The sequence below is a fragment of the Zhongshania sp. genome, from assembly GCF_047636175.1.
GTDB lineage: Bacteria > Pseudomonadota > Gammaproteobacteria > Pseudomonadales > Spongiibacteraceae > Spongiibacter.
In genome coordinates this window covers 131,250-155,645 of the sequence record NZ_JBLIKC010000006.1, presented here as the reverse complement: position 1 = coordinate 155,645, position 24,396 = coordinate 131,250, and the positions used below count along the sequence as shown (strand labels likewise).

Here is a 24,396-nt window from a genome sequence, read left to right as displayed (position 1 = left end):
TTAGCGCTGGCAGCGAAATATCACGCCAATTTTAGCGGTAATTGGCGCAGACGCTGACCGGTTGCTGCGAACACCGCATTAGCCAAGGCCGGGGCCAATGGTGGCACACCCGGCTCCCCCACGCCCTTCGGCGCTTCGGCACTCTTCATAATATGCACGTCTATTTCGGGTACTTCATTCATACGCAACATCTCATAATTATGAAAGTTGCTCTGCTGAACCGCACCGTCAATAACCGTAATATCACCCTTAAGCGCGGCGGTAAGTGCAAACACTATGCCGCCCTCCATTTGGGCAAGCACAATATCAGGATTTATCGCCAGACCACATTCGACCACACAGACGACTTTGTGGACTTTGATTTTTTGCGCTTCTACCGATATCGAAACCACTTGCGCCACCAAAGTATGGAAGCACTCGTGAACTGCTATGCCCTGAAATTGACCCGGCAGAGGATTACCCCAGTCGGCTTTAATCGCGATTTCATCCAGCACCCTGCGCCGACGAGAATCTGCGGGCAGCAGGCTTAAGCGGAATTCCAGCGGATCTTGCTGTGTGCGAACAGCAAGCTCATCAATAAAGCTTTCCATAAAAAAAGCATTCTGTGAGTGACCCACTGAACGCCAGTAACCAATAGGTATACTGGTCTCTTGCATCACAAAGTCAGTGCGTTTATATGGAAACTGATAATCTAGATCAATCAGCCCTTCAGTTGCTGCCGGATCAGAGCTTGCCGCCAAACCAGCGAGTTTATTGTGAAGGCCATTAGGCATCCACTGGGGGAGCAAAGTATTGCTCACCGAGCCAACGAACTGCCCTATAATACTGGGCGCCGCAACTTTTGCCTGCAGGCTGGTGACAACATTACCCTCGATTGTGGCAGACATTTTAACCGACGCATTAGGCCGATAAAAATCACCGCGCATATCATCTTCACGGCTCCATACAACTTTGATGGGATAACCGCTAAGTTGCGCAACCCGCGCGGCTTCTACCAAGTAATCCGGCAAGATCCGGCGACCAAAACCACCGCCCAACATCTGGTTATGAATACGAATTTGCTCGCGGCTGTGTCCCGTCGCATCGGCAATCGCTGATAAGGCGATATCAGGCGATTGATTGCCGGTCCATATCTCAATCGAATCAGCTTTCACAACCGCCAAGGCATTCATAGGTTCCATCGTGGCGTGGGCAAGATAGGGAACATCATAAAGCGCATGCAGCACTTCACCACGCGCCTCGCTTGCCTCGCCCGTCTCCTCAATATTCTTGCCAGGCTCAGTCTCTAATAAGGTATGTCGCTCAGCCCGCAAAGAATCACTGCTTACGCCAGCCAGCGGACCTTTATCCCACTCTACCGTCACTGCTGAAGCGGCTTGTCTAGCCTGCCAATAGGTATCTGCTATAACGGCTATGGCACCGTCCACATTGATCACCGATTTAACCCCAGACTTGGCTAGGGCCGCCACCGCGTCAAAACTTTTCGCCTTGCCGCCAAAATGTGGCGAGCGAATTAAAACTGCGCACAAAGCGTTTGGATACTGCGCGTCTATGCCAAATTGCGAACTGCCGGTCACCTTGTCTCGCGCATCTAAACGCTTGTTGTAGTGACCAATATATTTAAAATCCTGTGGCGCGGTTAAGGTTACTGACTCTGGTGTTGGTATTGTGCGCGCAGTGGCAATAAGATCTGCAAAAGCAAGCTCACCATTGGCATGCAAAATTTTGCCATCTAAGAGTGTTAGCGAAGACTCGGCTACGTTAAGTTGCTGCGCTGCCGCTGATTTCAATAAGCTTGCAACGGTTGCAGCCGCTTCTCTAACTGGTTCAAAGCTAAGCCGAATTGAAGAACTGCCACCAGTAATCATTACGTAAAATTCTGGGTCGCGAAAACTGGGATGAAACTCGCCGTGCTGAACTGTGATCAGCTCAGGATTCATCTTTAACTCTTCCGCCGCCAAGGTGGTTAGGCCGGTAAAAACACCCTGCCCCATCTCAGCTTTATGCAGCTGCAAAATCACTTCACCAGAGGCGGTTACTTGCAAAAACGCATTGGCTTGCAGCGCTGTTGGATTCGCATTTGGGTACGGGGCAGACTTTGAACAAGCGCTGAGATTAAACCCAATAGCTATACCACCACCGAGCAGCGCGGTAGTCTTAATAAAACTTCGGCGCGACAAACTCATGACTGGGCCTCCGTCGCTGTATCCGCAGGCTGATAATGCTGCACGGCTAATTCTGCCGCGCGATGAATCGCCTTGCGAATACGTGGATAGGTGCCACAGCGGCATATATTGCCAGCCATTGCCGCGTTAATATCATCGTCGCTAGGGGTTTTATTAGACTCTAGCAGCGCCACTGCCGACATAATTTGCCCAGACTGGCAGTAACCGCACTGCGGTACACTCATTTCTAACCAAGCCTGCTGCACTGGATGCAAGGCATCTTCCGCAGTAGCCAAACCTTCTATCGTCTTTATATTCTTGCCTTCCACAAGCTCTACCGGGTAACTACAGCTGCGAACGGGGTTGCCATCTACGTGTACCGTGCACGCGCCGCACAAGCCCATGCCACAACCGAATTTAGTCCCGGTCATCGCCAACTGCTCACGCAAGACCCACAATAAAGGTGTGCCAGAATCAACGGTCAACGCCTGCGCGCGACCATTCACTGTGAAATTTAACGCTGCCATTTTTACTCCGATAACACTCAAGATGCCCACACTATACCGACACCAAAAAACAATGTCCTGCCACACAGCCTGGAGGAGTATAGATTATGAAGAAGGATGGCCCGACAAGCTGATTAAATCTTGTCCATGAAATTTCAAAGTAACAGCAGCCACAAAAAAAGCCCTACCGTTATCGCTACGCTAGGGCTTTTAAGAACCGTGGGCACAGCCAAGCATACTGGCAGCCAAAATATTTATCGCTAGAACCTAAACACCATATCCACCGACAAGGTATCAGCTGAGATGTTAATAGACTCATCGTCGTCTAAGACATAGTAATCATAGGCCAAGACCACACTGATATTTTCTGCCACTGCCAGACGCAGACCAATTCCTGCGTAGGGATCACTGCCCTCAACGGTAAATTGACCACTGCGGCTATTATCTTCCAAGGTGCCATCTAGCTCCCAGCCATAGATGCCAAAGCGCGCAAACAAGCCGACTGGCTGGTTGTGCGGCGTATGGACATTCACACCTAGAAACACGCCATCAGCACTGGCATCCATATCAACTCTGCCAGCGCTAAAGCCGTTATTCAAGAACTGCGAGCCATCAGATATGCCACTACCAGTTAAGGTGCCGAGCGAGGCGTAGCCGAGTTCCAAGCTCAACTCCGGTGTAAAATCAAAACCGAAGCCGAAGCGTGCGCCACCAGATTCGGTATCCACGGTCACGTCAGACAAAGACCCGTCACCAAAGCTATAACGAAAATCTGAACGATCAAAATTAAACGAAGAGGTACTTACGCCACCAAAAATATATATCGCCGGTTCACTGCGATAGCTGCTGTGACTGCGACGCTGCTGATGGTCGGCCTCTGCCAAGGTAGGAAGTAAAGAAATTATTGCAAGGGTCAATATAGGAAGCGTTTTCATCGCATCACTCCAGATTTAGTATGGCTGCATTATGGCTGCGGCTAACTGAATCGAGACTGAACGTATTGTAAAACGCACTTAATACCAACTTACAGCGAGATAAATCAAAGGCACTAGAGGTCCGAAAAAACTTACGAGAAATGTCGCTACGCTATTAAAGACTTAAAAGTGCTGTACCTGACGCGAGGCGGGATTTCTCAATTCTGCAAAACACATAATATCGCCCTCCCCGTATTTTGGTTTCGCCGCGGAACCCTAAAGTCTGGGCAAGCAATTGGGGAATTCGCCAATTTCAGCAGATTAGAACCACGTCCGTTACAGTCTGGCGAGAGCTGCGTCGACTCCGCGAACCGTTAGAAGATGCCAGCCTTACGGAACTGGAGGATCTACGCTCAGCATGTGACGCTGGTGACTGGGCTAGATTTATTGATCTAATGGGTGGCGCTCTAGTAAAGCGCGCTGACATTCCGGTCCGCGCCCTACACGTCACTCCTGACAATAAAGATGAAGCCGAAAACCAATATGGCGAAATCACCAAACGCCTGCAAGGCGTGGTCATGCGCGACGGCTTCCATATCTCCGCTGAACTGGAAGATAGGCAGGTCGAAGAACTACTAAGTGACTACTATGACAACGAATTGCGGATTGAGGAGCTGGGAAATACCAAAGCTCCTAAATGTTTTTTCATAGAGGTAGAACGCTCAAAAAAGCACTTTCGAGTTGCTTTGTCTAACCACGAAGCAAGATGCCATCCTACGACAACTGCACGGGCACGACACTGTTCTCGCAAGCTGTCAGCCAATGCAATACCGAGATGTCGAAACCATCAGCCAATACGCTTATTGCTGATGTACTGGGTACTCACGAATCGAACGAGGACGAGGAAAAGCCCTCTTGGCTTGATGCCGAGGTTATTTAGGCTACCTTAGTTTTGCCGGCAATCATTGTCAGCATAGTTGACTGTTACATTTGCCTTTTTACTTCTCACCGGATTAACGACTTTGACCTATCTTCAAACGAGTTTCAAAAAAAGCAAATAAAAAGAGAATACATTATTCAACCAATAGGGCTCATACATTAATTCTCAGAAAAAAACCAGCTTTATCCCACTTGCTGTATATTTCAGCACACCTAGGATTTATTCTATACTTCCGACGTGGTATCTATGTAACAAATATAAAGAATCGTAAGGCTCTAGATATGATGCTCGACCCCCAAAAGCGTATACGCTCGCATGCATTATTTGAATATTCCACAGCAGGAAATCATGTCGCGTAAATCAAAAGTTCGCTTCGCAGCACGAATTGACGGAGTCGAACGCGAATTATTCTCAATCAAGGAAAGACCGGACAATAGCCTACTCCTAGTTTCTGCTTATCCAATTTTTTGGGAAAACTCTGACGGCTCAAAAGTAAGATTCACCGAACAGCACTACTCAATTCATATAAGTAACGGCGGTATCGACACCACAATAACTCAGAAAACAAGACTCGCTGATGGCATGTCACATTCTAATGTCTCGTTTATTCCAAACACCAAGAAGCATTTACTCTGGCCGATTTATGCACGTCGCGTCCCAATTCTCCTAGAAAATTCACGCAAGCTGTCAAGACGATCTGGAGATGAAGTGATTTTCATAGGAGATTACGAGTTTGCCAAAGCGAACCTCGTCTATAGTGTGTTCGTTTCTAATAATGATTTTGACGTCAACATTACTTCACTAAATGGCTTAACAACCTACAGCGCAAAATTTAAGCATTTTCAAATTTTTACAATCCCAATGTATGTAAACCTACCGTCAATGAACGAAGGTGACGTTGTTGGTATGTCGACAAGTTCAACCACTATAAATAACGTGCGTTCGGCTGAGCACACCCAACTGAGCACACATTCGATACCAAGTGAGCATCTCCTAAGTACCCACTTCAAACTTATGGATCAACTTAAGGGTAAAATGCTCCAAAGGCTCTCAATCTTGTTTAATAGTGATCCCCAACAAATGTCATTTGCTACAAAGATGGGCTCATTGCTGACCGCACTTCCTTTAGTACGCAGGCCAAAGACCAAGCAACACATTGAGCCCAACTCCTCCCCGCCCCATGAAAATCAAGATTGACTCGAACTTTATGTTTCCTGCGAATGAAATGAGTAACTAAGGAAAATTCGAATAAATTTTCGAAGAAGGAGTGGGCTGAGTAAAAGCACTCAACCACTTGTTATCCAATAGCGCCCTTATAACCATAAATGATTCATATGAGAGGACTTCCGTGCCTCCATTAGAAGATACACTCTGGCACTTTCACTGGTGCGTAGAGCTCCCTTCGCTATTAAACATCAGCATGGTTAATTTTCTAATTAATATGAGCTGTTGATCGTTAGGCAACTTAGGGTATTCAGCCAATAATCGGCAGCGGGCTCGCGCTGGTCCACTGTCGAGTATACGTCTACTGTGGGGATGCTTTGAGTTTGGCTTTAAATAGCTGAACGCTGTGACTCATTGATTTTTATTGGTGCCCGGAGCCGGACTTGAACCGGCACAACATTGCTGTCGGGAGATTTTAAGTCTCCTGTGTCTACCGATTTCACCACCCGGGCTAAGGGATTTGGCGTGAGCCAATTGTGATACACGGGGTACGATAAATACATCGATTCCGCTTTTGCGATAGTGCTAAAAAGCGTCCGCAGTCTACTTATAACACTTCGAAAAATCAACGGCTTAGAGCAGTTAATTACAGCTTAACTTGTTGCAGCATACACTTGGACACTGTTTAAACGACGCCGACGCACCGAAAGTAGTAGTCCTGAGGCGAGTAACAGGACTGTCACCAAGGGATATTTTAATGCGTACACCAAGGGGCTTAGACCTACTCGGGTCGCAAGGCGCAATGATTCTGATCTGGCGATACGCTCGGCAATGGGCGGTGAGTAGCGATAATAAGCCTTAACAAACTGCCTACCCCATTTATGGGGCAACAATACATGATCTCTAAAGTCTCGCAGAACCTTTACGTCCGGCGCTAAATAGCTGCCGTAGGCCGCTGTGGCGATAAAGCAGGCACCGCCACCGCCACCGCCTCCACCGGAGGGCGGCGTTGCGGGAGATGGCGTTACGGCAGGTGGCGTTACCGGCGTTGGGTTTGACCCTACTAAGAATGCCATGGCACTGGCTGCTGCCTCGGCATTAATCAGCCCATTCCCCGTTACCTCATCAGGACCCACAGCGGCGCGAAAACCTTTTATATCTATGGCCGAGGTTTGAACCGCGCTAATTAATTGCGCCGGCGTGGCGCTGGGATAGGCTTCTTTTAATAATGCGAATACTGCTGCTGCATTCGGCGCCGCCGCCGAGGTGCCGTAAAAGTTTAAAAAGTTATCGGGTTCACCGTCTTCTGGGGCCGCGACATCTGATCCTAGTACGGTATTATTGTTGCCGTCTATCGCGGTAAATTGCGGGGCTGATCGCGTTTGCTGTAAATACTCACCATTGCTGTCAAATTGTAAAACTTGCTGGCCGCCACGAGAACTAGAATCTTCGGGGTCAATTTCTAAACTGTCATAGCCTTCTGGCCGAAATTCCGGAGACTCCCACCAAGCTGCGGCAGCGACCGCCGCAATACCCGCAGCCATTGAATGACCCCAAACTGCTGGGCCATTATAGGGATACTCGACACTAATAACTCGATCGCCGGTAAGCAATATACGGAATTCTAGCGGCACGTCCGTTTGCTGTGGAATATCGTCTTGGCTACCAGCAAAATGCTCCACCGCAATGTAAAAAGTCTGGACGGAAGATCCAGATGTTAATGTTACGATTTCTGAGGCATCGCCCCTCGGTCTGCCTGTGACGCCTTGTTCATCTATGCTGCTGGTAAAAAAGCTCGGCGAAGCAGGGTTAAGTGCTATCAAGGATTCCGCCGTAGTAGCATATAGATCTAAATCGATTTGCGCTCCCCTCGCCGCGTTGACAGAACTAAAAGGCTGATTCCAACTCAACACCACGAACACAGTTGAGTTTGCGGCAATAGTTAGCTCAAGAAAGGGATCGCTACCGCTGGAGCTCCAATTGTGCAAATCATTTCCTGTTGGAAATAGGAATAACCCTGGCTCATCAAGCGCCATTACTGAGTCTTTATACACATAGCGATAAGCTTGATCGCCGTCGTTTCCCGCAGCCGATAAATAAGGCTTACCGGCGCTAACGCACTCGCTGGCAGCAAGTGCTGGCACGTCATCTTGGTAAACGCTTTCGTTAAGAAAAAGAATATCATCGACCACAATGTCTGCTCTGCCCGACGCGCATAGTTTGCGAATGCCATCGGCCATCTCTGCACGACTCCGCCCAGCAGCATGAAAAATAAGTGGGGATCCCGGCGCTACATCGTAGATCAGCTCGGCCATAGCGGCGCCTTCATCGGTGCCGTCAGCCACATCGTCTCGCAATATAGTAACGGTATTGAGTAAATCGCCGCTGTCCTGTTGCCGACTACCCTGCAAGGTTCCAGAGGCAAACTTGGCAGGTGTGGTATTACCGTCACGAACGACTGCTGTTTGAGCAAAACTGTCAGATATTATTCCAATGGTTTGCCCGCTGCCATTGACACCTAAGCGGCTGGCTGTGACATCAGCGCGCATTGCTCTGGCGGCGCGACTCGTTACCGAGCCGGCCCTGACTACGGGTGGCAATAAATATCGTATCTCGCGGATATTAATATTTTCTGAGAGGGACACTAAATCCGCTTCACTGCGGAGTAAAACGGTTGCTCGGCTGCCGTCATCTGAGAGGAAGCGCAAGTTAATGCCCTCTTCAGCTAAAAACCGACTCAAGCCATTGGCGCTGTGCAAAAACAATTCCACCGGCACTCCAGCGGCAGCATCACGGCCACTTGAACGACTTTGTGCTAGCTCTGCACTGTCCGCCTTAATCAAACCCTCTCCTTTTTCGATTAAGGTTTGCAGGCGAGTATCTAATTTAGCGGCGACATTGCCATTCTCTCTGGCAGCTCGCTTTAGATTTGGCTCCGCCATCACTAAATTCGCACTGCAAAAGATAAGAGATGAACATAAATACACTGCTATCTTATTGTTGAAGCTCATCAAAAACCTTTAGGGTTAGATCCATCTTTGGCGCTGAGCGACTTACCGACACCGCGCTCACACCCTGAATTTTAGATAATCCGGCCAGCTGCTCGGCACTCCTTGCCCACAAAAGTATGCGTTGATTAGCCGTATTTATGTAATCTACTGTATAGCCCGCTTCAAGGATTTTTTCTACCACACTATCTGCTGACTTCTGCCAGTAACGCACGTCCAACAAGAGACCGCTATCACCATCACGGTAATAAGAACTTGTCTCCAACTCATGCTGCCAGCCAGCAGCATCTATGCTTAAGAAGCGATCCAAGGGAGACTGATAAAGAGCACGCACAATCATCGCAGACTCTTGAGCAAGAGATTGGCGACCGGATTCCTGATTGCTGCAGGCAAATAACAGTCCTCCGAAAGCTAAAGCGATCAAGATTACATCGATCACTGTAGCTAGGTGTTTTCTTAATTGACTCATATCACCTCGCAAGACATAGGCATAACCACAGCCATTACTAGCTTATCGGTTAATAGGCCGGAACAAACTAAGGGATATACCTAGTGGACTTAAGTAGCAACACAGACATGAGGTAATGGGTGACTGCGAGTAAGACTAAAATTAAATAAGAATATTAGAAGTGATGCCCGTGGTAGAAGAGTAATAAAGCCCAGAGAAACGGTAATTTATGTCGGTATACCAGTTGAAAACGCCATAAACGTGACAGACGCCAAAAGATACTTAAGCTTAATTATCAATATGGAGTTTGGCAGCCGGGGAATGCGACGTTCTTACCGGGGAAATCCTGTGGGATTGGAGGAGCGGCCTAAATCTTTGCCTAAAAAATAGTGCTCGCTTGAAATTCTTAGTCAGCCACATTCCCATTAGTGACCATTAAAAATCAATACTGTATAAATACTGGCTGCTGTTTTTATTCGTAGACCAGAGCCTAAATTGACCCCAAATACCCCAGCAACATTGAAATTAAAGCCAATTCATAGCTGATTGCAAAAAATCAAAAATAGCGAGTAATCGACAGCTGAAGCGTGTTCTCTGGAGCAGCATCGGCGGTATCTGCCCTACGCGCCTCTAGCCGCAGCGCAAAATCACTACCCAATGTCTGCGTCGCTGAAAGTGCTGCATGACTATAAGCCCCACTATCACCAAGCACGCCATCGCGGTATGCAAGCGCAAAATTTATTTGCAGCGTATCACTCGCTATTATTCGCAGCCCGACATCGAACGCTGCAGCCAGCTGATAGGCATCATCCAAACTGCCGCCTGCGCGGGCCGAACCTCCGGCAAGTGCAAAGACAAGCGCCCGCTCCCCAACATCCAGCTGCAGCGCGCGGCCGAACTGATACTCCGCCACGGCGGTCAAGCCATCGCTTGCATTGCGGTCAGCGCCAAAATAACGGTATCTACCCCAGTCCCAAGTTCCGGCTATCGGCGTCGGCAAAAAGTAAGACTGCAATAGCAGCACACTATCTAGCTGCAAGCTGCGCTGCTCATCAATGCCCAGCGCAAAGCCAATCAAGTCATTGGCTGTGCTGAGGGGCTGGCCGCGCCCATGGTCCGTAATACTATGCCCCGCCCCGCCGTACTCTAAGGAATATCGAGATCCGGTCGATGTCGCACGTGCGCTCAACGACAGCCGACTGGGATTATGCAGCTGCTCCGGAAAAAACTCCGGGCGTATTTTTAGCGGCTCGCCCGGTGGCAGACGTCGGCGCAACTCAAGCAAATAACCATATTTAGGAGGCATAACCCGGCCAATCATCCGATTGGCACGGGTTTCGCGGTAACGGTAATAATCAATCGCCAAATCGAGCACCGCAGCCTGCTGCGTTTCTGAATAGTCTTCTAGTTGGGAGGCTTCAGAAACGTCTACTGCGATCGCCATTGCGAACCCCTGCTGAGAGGATGTCAATTGTGCCTCTCGCTCAGGAATCGTGCCGGCCGGATCAGACGGCCGAAATCGTTGCGCGCGGATCAGCCCCCGACTATGTAACGCTCGCACCAAGGCACTGGGTACATTTCGGGTCTGCATGGCAAACGGACTTTGCAGCGAGGGATGACCTGAGACCTGAAGCGTGCGCAGCAACTCGGCCGTGCAGTTCTCTGAGAGGTAGTTGTAGCCAAGGGTAAGATCCTGTAACTCGTAAATATGATCTGCTACCGCTTGCACCTGTTCAGGACTGAAATCAAGCGCATACTCAAAAATTGAACGACCGGCGTCGCCAATGTAATTCAAGTAAGTCTTGGTATAGCTTTCTAAGCTATACACACTGGCCGTAGGCCATAAATCGGCGATGCCGCCCGGCGGCGAGTAATTGTGCGCGGTAAGATCTAGTAAACGCCGGTCATCATCAAGCGGTCCCCTATCCAGACGTAAGGCAACATGGGCAAAACCGCTGCGAGCGGAGAAACCCCGAGGCTCTATGTAAATGAAGGTGATGCCAGTAACCGCCGCAAAGCGGCGGTACGCTTGGTAATCTTTGCAGCCCTCCAGTGCGGCTTCGTTTAGGCGCGTAGGGAAACGCTGAGCAAGATAACGGAAGCGAGCGGGAAAGCGACAAACTCGCCAATCTTGGTCGTTAAGACCGTCGGCTAACTCAGACTCAAAGGCAGCGAGATTTGCGGCTAGTTCCGCATTCGGGTCCTCTCGGCCGCGCTCGCTGGCAAAGAACAACGGCGATACGGCGTGAGAATGCGCCGTCGCCGGCCATCCAGCTGAGGTGTAATGCATCAGCGCCAGCCATCGCGGATCGGGATCAGCCACTGACGCCATGGCCCAAGCCCCGCAGCTAAACGCGGACAGCAGCAGTAAACAGAGCAGTCGCAAGGTCATTGCGGGCTATTAGGAACTGCCACGCAGCCGTCAAGGAACATCTGAATCGCCTCAGCTTCTGTTACTACAATACGAGAGGTCATGCAGCCAGCCAATGTCTGTAAGCGATCGGCCGGGCGCACGCCATAGGAATCAGATAACTCTGGCACTAGCGCCAACCGCAGCGTTGCAAATGGCCCGACCCCGCGGGCGAGGTCAGTGGCCAAAACCGACCAGCCTTGGTAGAGCGCCTGGGAAGAACGGCGATCCAAACTCGACAACTCATCGCATAACGCTGCGTCGGATGGTGCGATTAACAGCAGAAGCCAAAAGTGCAAGGCTCGACGATATGGCCGTGAATGATACCAAGGCATATTGAGCTTTACTTAATTAATCCCAAGCACCGTCAGCATACTTTTTCCGGTAAAGTAGCATGACCTCTTGCGTCGCTTCCACCTCCGCAAGCCCACCGTTACCCGTAGCAAAAGATTGATAAGTGTCGACAACATTGCCGCCTACATCTCGAACAGTGACGGTCGTTGTTACTGTGTCAGGTGGTGGAGAAGACGTGGTGCCAGCCTCACGCTTAGTTTCTAAAGATACTTCCGGGAGCTCCCCAGGCTCCGAAAGTACTACAGTCACTGAAGGATTATCTCGAGTTGTAATCGGAATTGGATTCGATTTTGAAGTAGATGTTGTAGTCGATTTTGGCTCCACTTTAACTCCGGACGTCACGCCAGACATATTACCTTGAAGGCCTGGCGGAGCAGATTGCCCAGCGACGACGTGAAGGCTCATTGTGCAAAACAGCGAAGCAAGGGCGATACGTTTTATATTCATTTGAAACATCCTATTAAATCCTCTTAAAACAACGGAAAGCCGATACCAATACCAAATGTCACCACTGGTCCTGCCCCAGTCTCAACCCTGTTTAACACGTCGGTGGCGCCCAAACTGGCCGTAATCGGCAGGCTGCGAAACGGTACAAAGGAGAAAGCAGCGCTCAGCAGGCTGGAGTTGGCATCTAGCACTAGCGCTGTTCTTGCTGAGGGTTTAAACGCTAGAGCGGCAAATGGTGCTATCTCTGCTCCCTCAGTGCGCCCAAGGCTATCTACTGTCCGCAGACGTCCGTCACCACCACCGACAGTCAAAGTGATTCGGGAAAACTGATCCACGCCGACCTGGGTGGGCAGGAATGTTTTAGTCACTGCTACATAAGTCGTGGTCTCGGTATTAAGATCTTTGGCCGTACCCCAGGTGCCAAAATTTTCCACGCCAATAGCAATACTTCCCCAGTCCTCGGGTAATACCCTGTGCCACACCGCGTTAAAAGAACCACTGTCGGCAAACTCGTCCGTCAGACTAATAATCGCCATGCTTAAATCGAGCGCACCAAAGGCCTGACGAGGATCGAAAAAACCCGCGCCCAACACCATCGACCCATCGTAATCCTTTGACACACTTGGGTCAGGGTTTAAGTAGGCAAGCCCCAAGCCAGCATAAGCGACGCCATTAGATGCGCCGCTCCCGGTTGGAGAGCCAGCAGAAATACCAGTGCCACCCGCCAACGGGACTTGTCCCCGAGCAGTAGCGACCTGTCCCTGTGCAAATGCCGCGCTGGCACTCAAACTAGCCAGCAGCGTGAAACCCGCCAAAGCGGGAGAATATCGAAACATAAAAAATCCTTTTTTTTACACCCCATGGGGGCAAAATAGTACTTGGGAGCAGCCACAACCAGCGATTTCATCACGGCCAAAATTAAACATGCTATGCGCACTGCAAAGTAACACCTAACTTTACGAGTGTATTCTATGTTGCACTAAAAAAACTACTAGCAATAATGAGTTTTTATAAAAATATTACGCAGAACATTTTTATTTTGATAAGCGCGGCGCGCGGACCGCAAATCATCCTGATATGGGATGATCACCCGACGACCGAAATATTGATAACGCTTGCAGTTAATTAGTCTAATCAACATTAATTCGACCAGCCCCGCCGCTGCTAGTACTCAGTGCGCTCAGCGTTTTTTTTGAGCTTGAAATATCCACCACTAGCGCTAGATAGGTATTTGTATTGAGGGGAAGATTAGGTTGGCCATGACTATGCCGCTGACTAAGGGCATGCCGACTAGGCGAAAAACAGTTAGATTTACTTTGCGTGAGAAACGGTACGCGCGCAAAGCGACGTAAGCCGTCTTGGTACAACCTTCAGTTTATCGAGGAGCGACTATATTGTTAGCAAGAAAGGCAAATGAAGTGCTATGTACAAATTACCCTAGTGAACTGCTGAGTAGTAGATTTTGGTGCCATGTCACTATTGTGCTTTAACTGCACTTGGTAACGACCGTACCGGGAGGGCTCGGTGAGGATTGGAGGCGCGGGTCGGAATCGAACCGGCGTACACGGAGTTGCAGTCCGCTGCATGACCACTCTGCCACCGCGCCTATGATAGTTTTTTTCTACACTTTTATTGTGTACGCCGGACATCTACCGGCTCTTTTTTCGCCGCAAGCGCTGGAGTTGCAAACCACTCTGCCACTTAGCAAACTACATTGCAGACACGCTGCATTGCAACGATATATTGGAGCGGGAAAGGAGGCTCGAACTCCCGACCTCAACCTTGGCAAGGTTGCGCTCTACCAACTGAGCTATTCCCGCGTCGCACGATATCTAGATGGTTCACTTGATCTCTCAAGCCCAATTTACAGCTCGGGGCTGTGCTTCAGGAAGGCGCCTATTCTAGTCAGTGATTATTTTCTGTCAAGCAAAGTCTCTGATTTAACGTGATTTTTTTCTAATTACTGGCTGTATCACGTAAATCTGGCCACGCCGCATGAAGATAGATCACCATTGACCACAATGTGAGTATCGCAGCGGTATACAGACACGCAATATTGGCGTAGTACAATAGGCTTGCGCTATCTGGCGACACCAATAACCATCCAAAAATTGCCACCATTTGTACCGCTGTCTTCACCTTACCTATGTATGACACTGCCACGCTGGTGCGTTTACCTAGTTCAGCCATCCACTCTCTCAACGCGGAGATGACAATTTCGCGACCGATAATAATAATGGCCGGAATGGTGAACCACGGGGCATCGTAGCGTTCAATTAACAAAGCCAATGCAACCGAGATCATCAGCTTGTCTGCAACTGGGTCTAGAAACGCACCCAGTGGGGTACTTTGTCCTAATTTACGCGCCAGATAACCATCAAGCCAATCCGTCACCGCCGCTACTGCAAATACTGCCGCCGTTAAAAAATAGGTGTGGGCTTGAGGCCAGTAAAATAAGGCCACAAGTACCGGTATTAGAAAAATTCGGAGCAGTGTTAGCGAGTTAGGTATATTCATATAAGTCTCAATAGGGAGAATTGTGGCTATTCTATTTGTTTTCTAGGCGCTGCGCAGGCCTTCATGAATTTGTAGCGCTATTTTTTCACTAATACCTGACACTCGCCGCAAATCCTCAACACTCGCCTGCCGCACGCCCTGCATGCCACCAAAGTGCCGCAGTAAGTCACGCCGACGCTTTGCACCAACTCCGGGTATTGATTCAAGCGACGACTGCGTCCGGGCTTTATCTCTACGACCTTTATGGCCGGTAATAGCAAAACGGTGAGATTCGTCGCGAATATGCTGAATCAGATGCAGCGCCGGGCTGTTATCAGGCAAGCTGAGCTCACGGCCATCATCACCGCGAATAAGTATTTCCAAACCGGCACGGCGGGCTGCACCCTTGGAAACACCTACCATGAATAATCCGTCTATGCCGAGCTCTTCCATCACTTGCTTGGCCTGACTGAGCTGGCCTTTGCCACCGTCAATAAATAATATATCCGGCATCACAATCTCACCGGCTTTCACTCGCTTGTAACGGCGACTAAGGGCCTGACGCATGGCGGCGTAGTCGTCTCCGGCAGCGATACCGTCAATATTCATTTTGCGATAATCGGACTTAAGGGGACCGTTGCCGTCGAAAACAACGCAGGAGGCAACTGTTGCCTCACCGCTGGTATGGCTTATGTCGAAGCACTCCATGCGCTCAGGCTTATCAGCCAACTCTAACACCGCTTGCAGCGCTTTGAATCGCTTTAAGGTACTTGCCGAAGATGCGAGCCGATTGACTAAGTTTTGCTCCGCCGCGGTCAGCGCTAAGCTCAGCCACTTGGCGCGATGACTTCGCACATTGTGGCTTATGCTAACTTGCCTCCCGGCCTGCTCACTTAAGCCCCCCGACAGTAAGGCGGCATCATCAAGTGCAATATTGGTGATTATTTCGCGGGGCATATCTACCCCGCCCGAGCCGATCAGATAGTGCTGGGCCACAAAAGCTTCGAGTTGCGACACCAGCGGCTCTTCTAGTTGGCTTTTAGGGAAATAACTGCGGCTGCCTAATACCCGCCCGCCGCGCACGCAGAGCAATTGTATGCACGCAGTTCCGGCGTCCATAACGCCGGCCGCGATGTCGATATCCCCGGTCTCGCCTTCAATGCACTGGGTCGCCTGCACCTGTTGTAGGTGGCCTATACGGTCTCTGAGTTCAGCCGCTTTTTCAAATTCTAAAATGCTGGCGCAGCGCTCCATTTCATCGGCTAACTCGCGACTTACATCGCTACTTTTTCCCTGTAAAAACATCTGTGTATGATGAACATCTAATGTGTATTCTTGATCGCTAACCGCGTTAACACAGGGGCCAGAGCAGCGTCCAATTTGGTACTGCAAACACGGCCGGCTGCGCCCGCGGTAATAGCTGTCTTCACACTGCCGAACCCGAAACACTTTCTGCAGCCAACTCAGGCTTTCACGCACTGCGGCGGCACTTGGATAAGGGCCGAAATACATGCCCTTACCTTTTTTGGTGCCGCGATGAATTGTCACTCGCGGATGCTTATGGTCGGTACTTAAATAGATATAGGGATAGGATTTGTCGTCACGCAGGAGGATATTGTAAGGCGGCTTGTATTGTTTAATGAGGTTTTGTTCAAGCAGTAAGGCTTCGCGCTCGCTCGCGGTTACTGTCACTTCTATTTGCTGAATATGGGATACCAAGGCCACGGTCTTGCTGGTAAGCCCACTAGCCCGAAAATAGCTACTGAGGCGGTTGCGCAAATTTTTGGCTTTACCAACGTAAAGCACATCAGCCTTGGCATTGAGCATGACGTAAACGCCCGCCTTGGCGGTAACATTCTTTAAGAAGGTTTTGGCGTCGAAAATGGCGGGACCAGGATGATCCGTGACATCAGAGATTTCTATCTTTTCACTGCTCATAGCTATAGCAAACTACCGCTTAGGTTTCCGGTGCGTCTATTAAACCATGCCGCATCGCCAATAAGGTCAATTCGACATCGCCGCTTATATCTAGTTTTTCAAACACCCGATAGCGATAGCTGTTCACCGTTTTAGCAGAGATATGCAGATTATTAGCGATCTCTTGAACTTTATGGCAGTTGGCGATCATTAAGCTTATTTGCATTTCGCGCTCAGATAGCGATTCAAACGGCGAACCATCATCACCACTCAGCTGCTTGAATGCCATGTTCTGGGCAACACAGGGACTGAGATAGCGCTTGCCTATGGCGACCTGCCGCACGGCTAACACCATTTCTTGTTCAGACGCACCCTTTGTTACATAGGCAGCCGCCCCTGCTTTTAAAAGCAGGCTGGGCATGGGCTCTTGATCGTAGGCACTAAGCGCTATCACTTTGGTGTCAGGCGCTATTTGTTTCAATTTACGAGTCGCCTCTAGCCCACCGATACCCGGCATCCGCACATCCATCAAAACAATATGAGGGCGCAGCACACGGCAGCGACTAATCACCTCTTCGCCGCTGGCAGCTTGGGCAATAACCGAAATGCCCTCGGCATCCTCTAACATTCGAACTATTCCCGCACGCACCATCGCGTGATCATCGGCCACCAACACTGTGATCATGTGCTACCCCCAATTATTATGTGTAAACGATAACACTCTCAACTGAGCCTAACTAGCCTATCGGAGCCAATTAAAGGCCGCTCTAAAGCAAGTTTCGAAAAGTTAAGTTAATACGACCTTGCGCTACGCCTTTGCGCACAGGTAAGGCATGTTGCCAGTGTTGCTGGGTCGGTGGCAGCATCACTAGCAGCGAGCCTGAGGCCAAACTCAGCTTTTCGGTTTTACCGCCGCCAGCTTTGGGTTTTAGGAGAAAATCTCGCTCTGCACCCAAGCTAATAGATGCAATACACGGTCTGTCGCCGAGCTCGGCTTCGTCGTCACTGTGGTAGCCCATACAATCATTGCCATTGCGGTAATAATTCAACAAAGCGCAGTTAAACTCATAGCCGGTATCAGCGCATAATTTTTCACGAAGTGCTTTCAGCGCGGCGGGCCAGGGCTCGGTGACATGAGTTGCACCGCTATAGCGGTAACTTCGGCCAGCATCGCCGACAAAACTAACCAATCTGGGAGTGACGTGCTGGCGACCATAAACAGTAACAAGGGGTTGCTGCCAGTTAACGCCGTCTCGCAGCTCTGCAAAAAGAGTCTGCGGTTTGGCTATATACTCCTGGTAATAATCTAAACCGCCGCCAGACAATGGAATATGCTGCACGCCAGCAAACATCAGTACACCCGCGGCTCAATGTCCAGACTCACGCCATATTTTGCCAACACATCGGCTTGAATCTGGGCCGCAAAGGCCAGAATATTATGACCGCCGAGACCGTCATAATTCACTAACACAATTGCGTGTTTAGGATGGATACCCACCCCACCTTCGCGCCGGCCCTTCCATCCAGATTGCTCAACTAACCACGCGGCAGCAAGCTTAACCCGCCCATCGGGCATTGACCAATGCGCGAGCGCAGGAAAACTGGCCAGTAGTTCACTGGCTTTCTCTACCGAAATAAGCGGGTTTTTAAAAAAGCTGCCAACATTTGGCTCAACACGGTAATCCGGTAATTTTTCGGCCCTAATTGACGCCACGGTAGCTGCCACTTGCTCCGGTGTTGCACTATCCGGATCGACAAGTTCAGCACGCAGTGCTGGATAACTGACTTCTGGACGGGCTTCGATACTCAGCCGCAAAGAGACAGAAGTAATAATAAAACGGTCTTTAAGTTGATGCTTAAAAACACTATCGCGATAGCTGAGTTGGCACTCTTGTGCATTCAAGGTTCGCAAGACGTTTTGCTCGCAATCCCAGCCTGTCACAGACTCAAGTACCCGAGATAGCTCGACACCATAAGCACCGATATTTTGAATAGGTGCGGCGCCAACTGAACCGGGAATCGCCACTAGATTTTCCAGGCCATACCAGCCTTGACCCACACAATAGCGCACCAACTCATGCCAGTTTTCACCCGCAGCGACATCCACAATACGGTCGCTTCCAATGACGCTGCATTCGATGCCCCGCAGCGCCATCCGTATCAGCAAGGCGTCAATTTCTCCGGTGAAAACAAGATTACTACCGCCACCTAAGACAATAAAGCGTTGATTGTTAGTTCGGCAAAATGCCAATGCTTGCTGTAATTCCTCAAGCGTTGTAACTTCAGCGAAGTACGCGGCCTTAGCGGGAACAGCGAAGGTATTGAATTCGCGAATATCTACATCCTGGGAAATATTCACTGACTAGCCCCCTCCCGACCTCGGATGGTTGCCAACAAACCACGAGCGGCGTCTTCGACTAGCTCTAGTACGGTCTCGAAACCATCTTCACCACCGAAGTAAGGATCAGGCACTTCTCGCTTCCACGACGATTCGGCAAAATCTAAAAACAAAGACACATGGCATCCGGTTTTATCCCCTGCCATTGCCCGCAAATCTTTGAGATTGCTCTTATCCATTGCCAACACATAATCGAATTCTTGGAAGTCAGCCACGGTGACCTGCCGCGCCCGCAACATCGACAAATCATAGCCGCGCTTGCTCGCTGCTCGCAGGGTGCGCTCGTCCGGTGAATGACCAATATGCCAATCGCCGGTGCCCGCGGACTCAACCTGAATACTGTCCTGCAGCCCGGCGTCGGAAACTAACTTTTGGAATACACCGTGGGCCGTTGGTGAACGGCAAATATTACCTAAACAGACGAATAGCACTTTGCTCGTCATTAAGCTTTACCTAACAAATGCGCGCGCACGGCATTTAGATCTGCCTCGGTATCCACACCGCCGGGGATATTAACGCAGGCAAGCTCAATATGAATACGCACGCCGTTTTCCATCGCCCGCAGCTGCTCAAGCTTTTCGACCCGCTCCAGTACTCCCATCGGCCAAGTGACAAACTGATGTAAAAAACCAACCCGATACGCATATATTCCAATATGGCGCATAAACGGCGCAGCGTCCGGCAGTCCACCTTGGCCATCTCTTTGCTCACTAGCCAGCGCATCTGTCGACCATTCATCCCTGCACCAAGGCATGGGCGCACGACTAAAATAAAGGGCAAAACCGGCGCGATCACATACCGCTTTGACTGCATTGGGATTAAAAACCGTGGATTTATCGGTGATCGCCTCGCCAAGAGTGGAAATACCCGCCTGGGTATTTAGTGCAAGATTATTTGCAACTTGGGCGATTGCCTCGCGGGGTATTAATGGCTCATCACCCTGTACATTCACCACAATATCTTCGTCAGCGAGTCCAAGCTTGGCAACGACTTCCTGAAGCCTGTCTGTTCCTGACTCATGGGTGGCAAGCGTCATCACCACATCAGCACCAAACTTCTGGCAAGCCTCAAGAACGCGCTGGTCTTCGGTTGCAATAACCACCCTTGATGCATCGCTTTCTTTCGCTCGCTCCCACACATGCTGAATCATGGGCTTACCTGCAATCTCCATCAGCGGCTTACCAGGCAAGCGGCTGGAGGCAAAGCGGGCGGGAATAATAACGGTATATGACATGCAAGCTCCGAGCTGTTCGTCGCGCCGTACCCCGCAATTCAAGCGAGCAAGCACAGCAAACTGTTGTGTGGATTACATTAAGGCGTAGCTAAGCGCTCAAGTAATATTGTAAATTCGTCGTAAAAAGCAGAGCCAATCTCGCCATCTACCGGCAGCACCCAGCAATTTTCAACATTAAATTGCGCGCACTTTACCGCATCTTTTTCCGTCATGATTACTGGACATTGATCGCCAAAATAAAGATCCGCTGCAGTAAATGCGTGGTGATCGACAAAAGCATGTTCGATCACCAAAAAACCCTTGCTCCGCAAGGCCTGAAAAAATCGCGATGGATTGCCAATGCCGGCTACCGCGTGAATGCGGCGCTCCGCTTCTGGCCAGGCACTCAACCCACGACGCTCACCGTCACTCAAATTAATGGCGGTCTCGCCTACGAGTAACATAGTGTGACCGCGAAGTGTGTCGCTGCCACCATTAATAATGGTGAGATCAACCTGACTGGCTCTAGCGATAGGTTCTCGCAAAGGGCCCACAGGCAAACAGAAGCCGTTGCCAAAACCACGCTGACCGTCAAGCAATAGGATCTCTATGTCTCTCGCCAGACGATAATGCTGTAAGCCATCATCGCTGATAATGATATTACATCGCTCTTGCTCAACCAATAATTTTGCCGCAGCGAGACGGTCCGGCGACACTGCAACCGGCAGGCCGCTACGGCGTGCAATCAGACAGGGTTCGTCGCCGGCAATACTTGGCTCAGTACCCACGTCTAACAAGTAGGGATAATGAGGCGCCTGGCCACCGTAACCTCGACTGATAATGCCCACGCGATAGCCGCGATGACGGCAGAATTCAGCCAAAGCCAATACCGCAGGGGTTTTTCCGCTGCCGCCAACAGTGATATTGCCGACAATAATGACTGGCGCACCACAGGGCTGCGGCGCAATAAAAGACCGCCGCAGCCTTGCGATAAGCCGGAATAACAGCGTGAGAGGAAACAGCAGTAATAGCCAGCCCGCGCGCCCGTACCAAGCAGCGTTAATACGCTGCTCTAAGAACATTTACTGCTCCTCAAAATTCTTGTTGTAAAGCTGAGCATAACGTTTATTCAGCGCCAGCAGCTCAGTGTGGTTGCCCTGCTCCATTACTCTTCCCGCTTCCATCACCACAATATGATCGGCTTTTTCGATGGTCGATAGGCGATGCGCGATCACAATGGTAGTGCGACCTTTCATTATCTCTTCCATAGCCTGCTGAATATGATTTTCAGCGCGGTTATCTAAGGCTGACGTCGCTTCATCAAATATCAGTACCGGCGCATTTTTTAAGAATGCTCTCGCTATCGCTAGCCGCTGGCGCTGGCCACCAGACAACATGACGCCGTCTTCACCAATCATGGTATTGAAGCCATTGGGTAGTTGATCAATAAACTCGATCGCATGCGCGGCTTCAGCCGCGGCGCGAACCTGCTCAGGCGTAGATCCGGCCATTTTTCCGTAGGCAATATTATTAAAAATAGTGTCGTTAAATAGGGTGACCTGCTGGGTGACTAGAGCCATTTTGTCGCGAAGATTTTCTAGCGTGTACTCGCGCACATCAATACCGTCTAAGAGTATCTCGCCCTCTGAATGGTCGTAGAAGCGAGAAATAAGACTTACCAAGGTTGACTTGCCCGAACCTGACAGTCCGACGAGGGCCAAGGAATGCCCGGCGCCAACGCTTAAGTTTACATCCCGTAATACTTTCTCGCCGCCTTCGGCATAGGCGAAACTCAGACCTTTAATTGCGATATCGCCCTTGGTCGTGTCGCTAACGTAGGTGCCTGTGTCTTTTTCCTGCTCGGTGTCAATGAACTCAAATATATCTTCAGCCGCCGCCAGACCTTTTTGAATCGTGCTGCTCACATCGGCAAGTTGACGCATGGGCTTGGGTAAAAACAAGGCCGCCGACAAGTATGCGACAAACGCGCCGGGTGACATTTCACCGCCTAAGCCCAGCGCAATCCAAACCAGCACACCCGTCGCCAGTACGACCGGGAATTGGATAACCGAGGGGCTAATAGCATTGTAAAAAGCCATTTTAATATTCTGTGAGCGGTTGCGTTGACTGGCCTCATCAAATCGTTTCTGTTCATAGCTAATGCCATCATACAAACGAATTTCTCGGTAGGCGCTAATCGATTCGTTGGTGACCTGATTCACATCACCCATGGCATTTTGAATACTTTTACTGATCTTGCGGAACCGCTTGCCAACCCAATACACAATGACCGCAATAATCGGCAAGGCCACGAAAAACACCATGGTGAGTTTCCAATTCGAATACAGCAGAAACATAATGAGGCCGATGGCAAACGTACCTTCACGCAATACCACTTTAGTTGCGTTGACCGCCGCACCTGTGACTTGCTCTACGTTGAAGGTGATTTTAGAAATCATCACGCCGCTTGAATTATGATCGTAGTAAGAACTCGGCATGTAGAGCATTTTTTGAAATAGCTCGCAGCGCAGATTGTGAACCAAGCTATGAGAAACTATAGAGATAAAATAGTTACCTGCGAAATATCCAATACCGCGAAGAATCCCTAGGAAGACCATCATCAGCACGATCCAAAGCCGAGCATCCGTTATCACAAAGTCATCGCCGCCAAGCTTCCACATAAACTTGGCTGACAGGCCACCCTCACCTGGGACCATATTGCCGCCAATATAATCAACAATTAACTGCATCATATCGGCAAGTAAGACCTGCACGCCGGAGAACACTGAGAAACCCAGTACACTTAATAAAAACATCGCCCACATCGGCAATACGTACTTTATTAGCCGTCCGTATATTGCTAGATCCGACTGTTCATTACTCATAATACTGGGTGTTCCTGATACTAATAATTACTGGTCAACAGAAGTCATTTCTGGATCTTGAGTGCTTAGACTAAGTTTAGCAAACCCCAGTCTACCCGCCGCATCCATTGCGGTAATCACAGATTGATGCGGGCTCTTGGCGTCAGCAGTAATAACCACCGGCACGTCACTGTTATTGGCTGCAGCATCGCGCATTGCAGTCATTAATGCGTCTAAGGTATGCACCGCTAAAGTCCTTTCATTAACGCGGTAATGCCCCGTGGCATCGACCACAACCTCCAAGACATTATTTTCTTGCAGCGCAGCTTCGCCTCGCGCAGTAGGGAGTTCGAGCTTAAGGCGGCTTTCTTTAGTGAAGGTTGTCGATACCATGAAAAAAATGAGCAACAAAAACACAACATCAATGAGCGGCGTTAAATTTACCCCGCCATCATCCACTCGCTGACGTTTAAATTTCACGCGGCCTTTCCTGCCGACGAATCCTTAATTTGGACTTCACCGTGCATCGCATTAATGAGCTTTATAGCGTCTTGCTCCATGGTGACCACAATTTCATCAATTCTTCGCAAAAAATAACGATGCATAACCAAGGCGGGAATCGCCACACAAAGACCGGAGGCGGTGGTAATTAAGGCTTCTGAAATACCGCCGGCAAGCACGCCGGCATTGCCGGTTCCCTGCACCATGATTTCGGTAAACACACGAATCATCCCTAACACCGTACCCAGCAAACCGAGCAAGGGCGCAACCGCTGCAATCGTCCCGAGGGCATTAAGGTAGCGCTCTAAATCATGGATAATCGGCGAGGCGGCATCTTCGATACTCTCTTTCATAATCTCTCGGCCGTGCTTGGCATTCGCCAATCCTGCCGCCAAGATCCTAGCCAGTGGAGAGCCGCGGCGTAATTCACGCAGTTTTGCAGCGTCAAGTTGCTTGTTTTGCAACCAGGACCACACCTGATTCAGCAAACTTCGCGGCGCGACTTTATCGGGATTCAATTTAAGGAAGCGATCTACACAGATTGCCATCGCAATAATAGAGGACGCAATAATGGGCAGCATTAGCCAACCACCGGCTTTCACCAATTCCAGCACATTCAATCCCTTCAATTTTTATGTGCAGGTATTATAC

22 protein-coding genes and 3 tRNA genes are annotated in these 24,396 nt (G+C 49.9%); 2 read left to right on the top strand and 23 right to left on the bottom strand.

The window, feature by feature from the left end; translation table 11 throughout:
- Nucleotides 1–20 precede the first annotated feature (20 nt).
- The 3 genes from ACI955_RS05220 to ACI955_RS05210 form a co-directional block, all read right to left on the bottom strand.
- Nucleotides 21–2,186 (bottom strand): molybdopterin cofactor-binding domain-containing protein, encoded by a 2,166-nt coding sequence (locus ACI955_RS05220; RefSeq protein ID WP_415242672.1) that lies wholly within the window; start codon nt 2,184–2,186, stop codon nt 21–23.
- Nucleotides 2,183–2,692, bottom strand: coding sequence for a (2Fe-2S)-binding protein (locus ACI955_RS05215; protein WP_415242671.1), 510 nt, complete (start codon nt 2,690–2,692; stop codon nt 2,183–2,185). The genes ACI955_RS05220 and ACI955_RS05215 overlap by 4 nt, the downstream gene beginning before the upstream one ends.
- A 239-nt stretch (nt 2,693–2,931) precedes the next feature.
- Nucleotides 2,932–3,606 (bottom strand): outer membrane beta-barrel protein, encoded by a 675-nt coding sequence (locus tag ACI955_RS05210; RefSeq protein ID WP_415242670.1) that lies wholly within the window; start codon nt 3,604–3,606, stop codon nt 2,932–2,934.
- Between the two features lie 745 nt (nt 3,607–4,351).
- Between ACI955_RS05210 and ACI955_RS05205 the strand changes: the two genes are divergently transcribed.
- Nucleotides 4,352–4,525: a hypothetical protein gene (locus ACI955_RS05205; protein ID WP_415242669.1), complete on the top strand. Its 174-nt coding sequence runs from the start codon at nt 4,352–4,354 to the stop codon at nt 4,523–4,525.
- Nucleotides 4,526–4,840: 315 nt separating this feature from the next.
- Nucleotides 4,841–5,722 carry a hypothetical protein gene (locus ACI955_RS05200; RefSeq protein ID WP_415242668.1) on the top strand — a complete coding sequence of 294 codons (882 nt, stop codon included), beginning with the start codon at nt 4,841–4,843 and terminating at the stop codon, nt 5,720–5,722.
- Nucleotides 5,723–6,114: 392 nt separating this feature from the next.
- Here ACI955_RS05200 and ACI955_RS05195 read toward each other — a convergent pair.
- The 20 genes from ACI955_RS05195 to ACI955_RS05100 form a co-directional block, all read right to left on the bottom strand.
- Nucleotides 6,115–6,201 (bottom strand) — tRNA-Leu (locus ACI955_RS05195).
- Nucleotides 6,202–6,342: 141 nt separating this feature from the next.
- On the bottom strand, nt 6,343–8,631 hold the full coding sequence (locus ACI955_RS05190) for a CFI-box-CTERM domain-containing protein (protein ID WP_415242667.1): 2,289 nt from the start codon (nt 8,629–8,631) through the stop codon (nt 6,343–6,345).
- A gap of 52 nt (nt 8,632–8,683) precedes the next feature.
- Nucleotides 8,684–9,166 (bottom strand): hypothetical protein, encoded by a 483-nt coding sequence (locus ACI955_RS05185; protein WP_415242666.1) that lies wholly within the window; start codon nt 9,164–9,166, stop codon nt 8,684–8,686.
- A gap of 535 nt (nt 9,167–9,701) precedes the next feature.
- Nucleotides 9,702–11,477 (bottom strand): DUF4105 domain-containing protein, encoded by a 1,776-nt coding sequence (locus ACI955_RS05180; protein ID WP_415242665.1) that lies wholly within the window; start codon nt 11,475–11,477, stop codon nt 9,702–9,704.
- A gap of 56 nt (nt 11,478–11,533) precedes the next feature.
- Nucleotides 11,534–11,890 (bottom strand): hypothetical protein, encoded by a 357-nt coding sequence (locus ACI955_RS05175; protein ID WP_415242664.1) that lies wholly within the window; start codon nt 11,888–11,890, stop codon nt 11,534–11,536.
- A gap of 16 nt (nt 11,891–11,906) precedes the next feature.
- Nucleotides 11,907–12,158, bottom strand: coding sequence for a hypothetical protein (locus tag ACI955_RS05170; protein ID WP_415242663.1), 252 nt, complete (start codon nt 12,156–12,158; stop codon nt 11,907–11,909).
- 221 nt (nt 12,159–12,379) lie between these two features.
- Entirely contained in the window at nt 12,380–13,192 is an 813-nt protein-coding gene (locus ACI955_RS05165) for a hypothetical protein (RefSeq protein WP_415242662.1), read from the bottom strand.
- A gap of 696 nt (nt 13,193–13,888) precedes the next feature.
- Nucleotides 13,889–13,962 (bottom strand) — tRNA-Cys (locus ACI955_RS05160).
- A 138-nt stretch (nt 13,963–14,100) separates the two neighbouring features.
- Nucleotides 14,101–14,176: transfer RNA gene (locus ACI955_RS05155), tRNA-Gly, on the bottom strand.
- Nucleotides 14,177–14,312: 136 nt separating this feature from the next.
- The gene (pgsA, locus tag ACI955_RS05150) at nt 14,313–14,873 is read right to left on the bottom strand and encodes a CDP-diacylglycerol--glycerol-3-phosphate 3-phosphatidyltransferase (RefSeq protein ID WP_415242661.1); all 561 of its coding nucleotides are present in this window, start codon (nt 14,871–14,873) and stop codon (nt 14,313–14,315) included.
- A gap of 42 nt (nt 14,874–14,915) precedes the next feature.
- On the bottom strand, nt 14,916–16,790 hold the full coding sequence (uvrC, locus tag ACI955_RS05145; protein ID WP_415242660.1) for an excinuclease ABC subunit UvrC: 1,875 nt from the start codon (nt 16,788–16,790) through the stop codon (nt 14,916–14,918).
- 19 nt (nt 16,791–16,809) lie between these two features.
- Nucleotides 16,810–17,454, bottom strand: coding sequence for a UvrY/SirA/GacA family response regulator transcription factor (uvrY, locus tag ACI955_RS05140; RefSeq protein WP_415242659.1), 645 nt, complete (start codon nt 17,452–17,454; stop codon nt 16,810–16,812).
- Nucleotides 17,455–17,536: 82 nt separating this feature from the next.
- Nucleotides 17,537–18,121 (bottom strand): alpha-ketoglutarate-dependent dioxygenase AlkB family protein, encoded by a 585-nt coding sequence (locus ACI955_RS05135; RefSeq protein WP_415242658.1) that lies wholly within the window; start codon nt 18,119–18,121, stop codon nt 17,537–17,539.
- On the bottom strand, nt 18,121–19,128 hold the full coding sequence (gene murB / locus ACI955_RS05130) for a UDP-N-acetylmuramate dehydrogenase (RefSeq protein ID WP_415242657.1): 1,008 nt from the start codon (nt 19,126–19,128) through the stop codon (nt 18,121–18,123). Before murB ends, ACI955_RS05135 begins: the two co-directional genes overlap by 1 nt.
- Nucleotides 19,125–19,610 (bottom strand): low molecular weight protein-tyrosine-phosphatase, encoded by a 486-nt coding sequence (locus ACI955_RS05125; protein ID WP_415242656.1) that lies wholly within the window; start codon nt 19,608–19,610, stop codon nt 19,125–19,127. Before ACI955_RS05125 ends, murB begins: the two co-directional genes overlap by 4 nt.
- Entirely contained in the window at nt 19,610–20,401 is a 792-nt protein-coding gene (kdsB, locus tag ACI955_RS05120; RefSeq protein ID WP_415242655.1) for a 3-deoxy-manno-octulosonate cytidylyltransferase, read from the bottom strand. The genes ACI955_RS05125 and kdsB overlap by 1 nt, the downstream gene beginning before the upstream one ends.
- 77 nt (nt 20,402–20,478) lie before the next feature.
- A complete protein-coding gene (lpxK, locus tag ACI955_RS05115; RefSeq protein WP_415242654.1) occupies nt 20,479–21,462 on the bottom strand; it encodes a tetraacyldisaccharide 4'-kinase in 984 nt (327 codons plus the stop codon).
- Entirely contained in the window at nt 21,463–23,265 is a 1,803-nt protein-coding gene (gene msbA / locus ACI955_RS05110) for a lipid A export permease/ATP-binding protein MsbA (RefSeq protein WP_415242653.1), read from the bottom strand.
- Nucleotides 23,266–23,292: 27 nt separating this feature from the next.
- On the bottom strand, nt 23,293–23,724 hold the full coding sequence (locus ACI955_RS05105) for an ExbD/TolR family protein (RefSeq protein ID WP_415242652.1): 432 nt from the start codon (nt 23,722–23,724) through the stop codon (nt 23,293–23,295).
- Nucleotides 23,721–24,359: a MotA/TolQ/ExbB proton channel family protein gene (locus tag ACI955_RS05100; RefSeq protein WP_415242651.1), complete on the bottom strand. Its 639-nt coding sequence runs from the start codon at nt 24,357–24,359 to the stop codon at nt 23,721–23,723. The genes ACI955_RS05105 and ACI955_RS05100 overlap by 4 nt, the downstream gene beginning before the upstream one ends.
- Between the last annotated feature and the right edge of the window lie 37 nt (nt 24,360–24,396).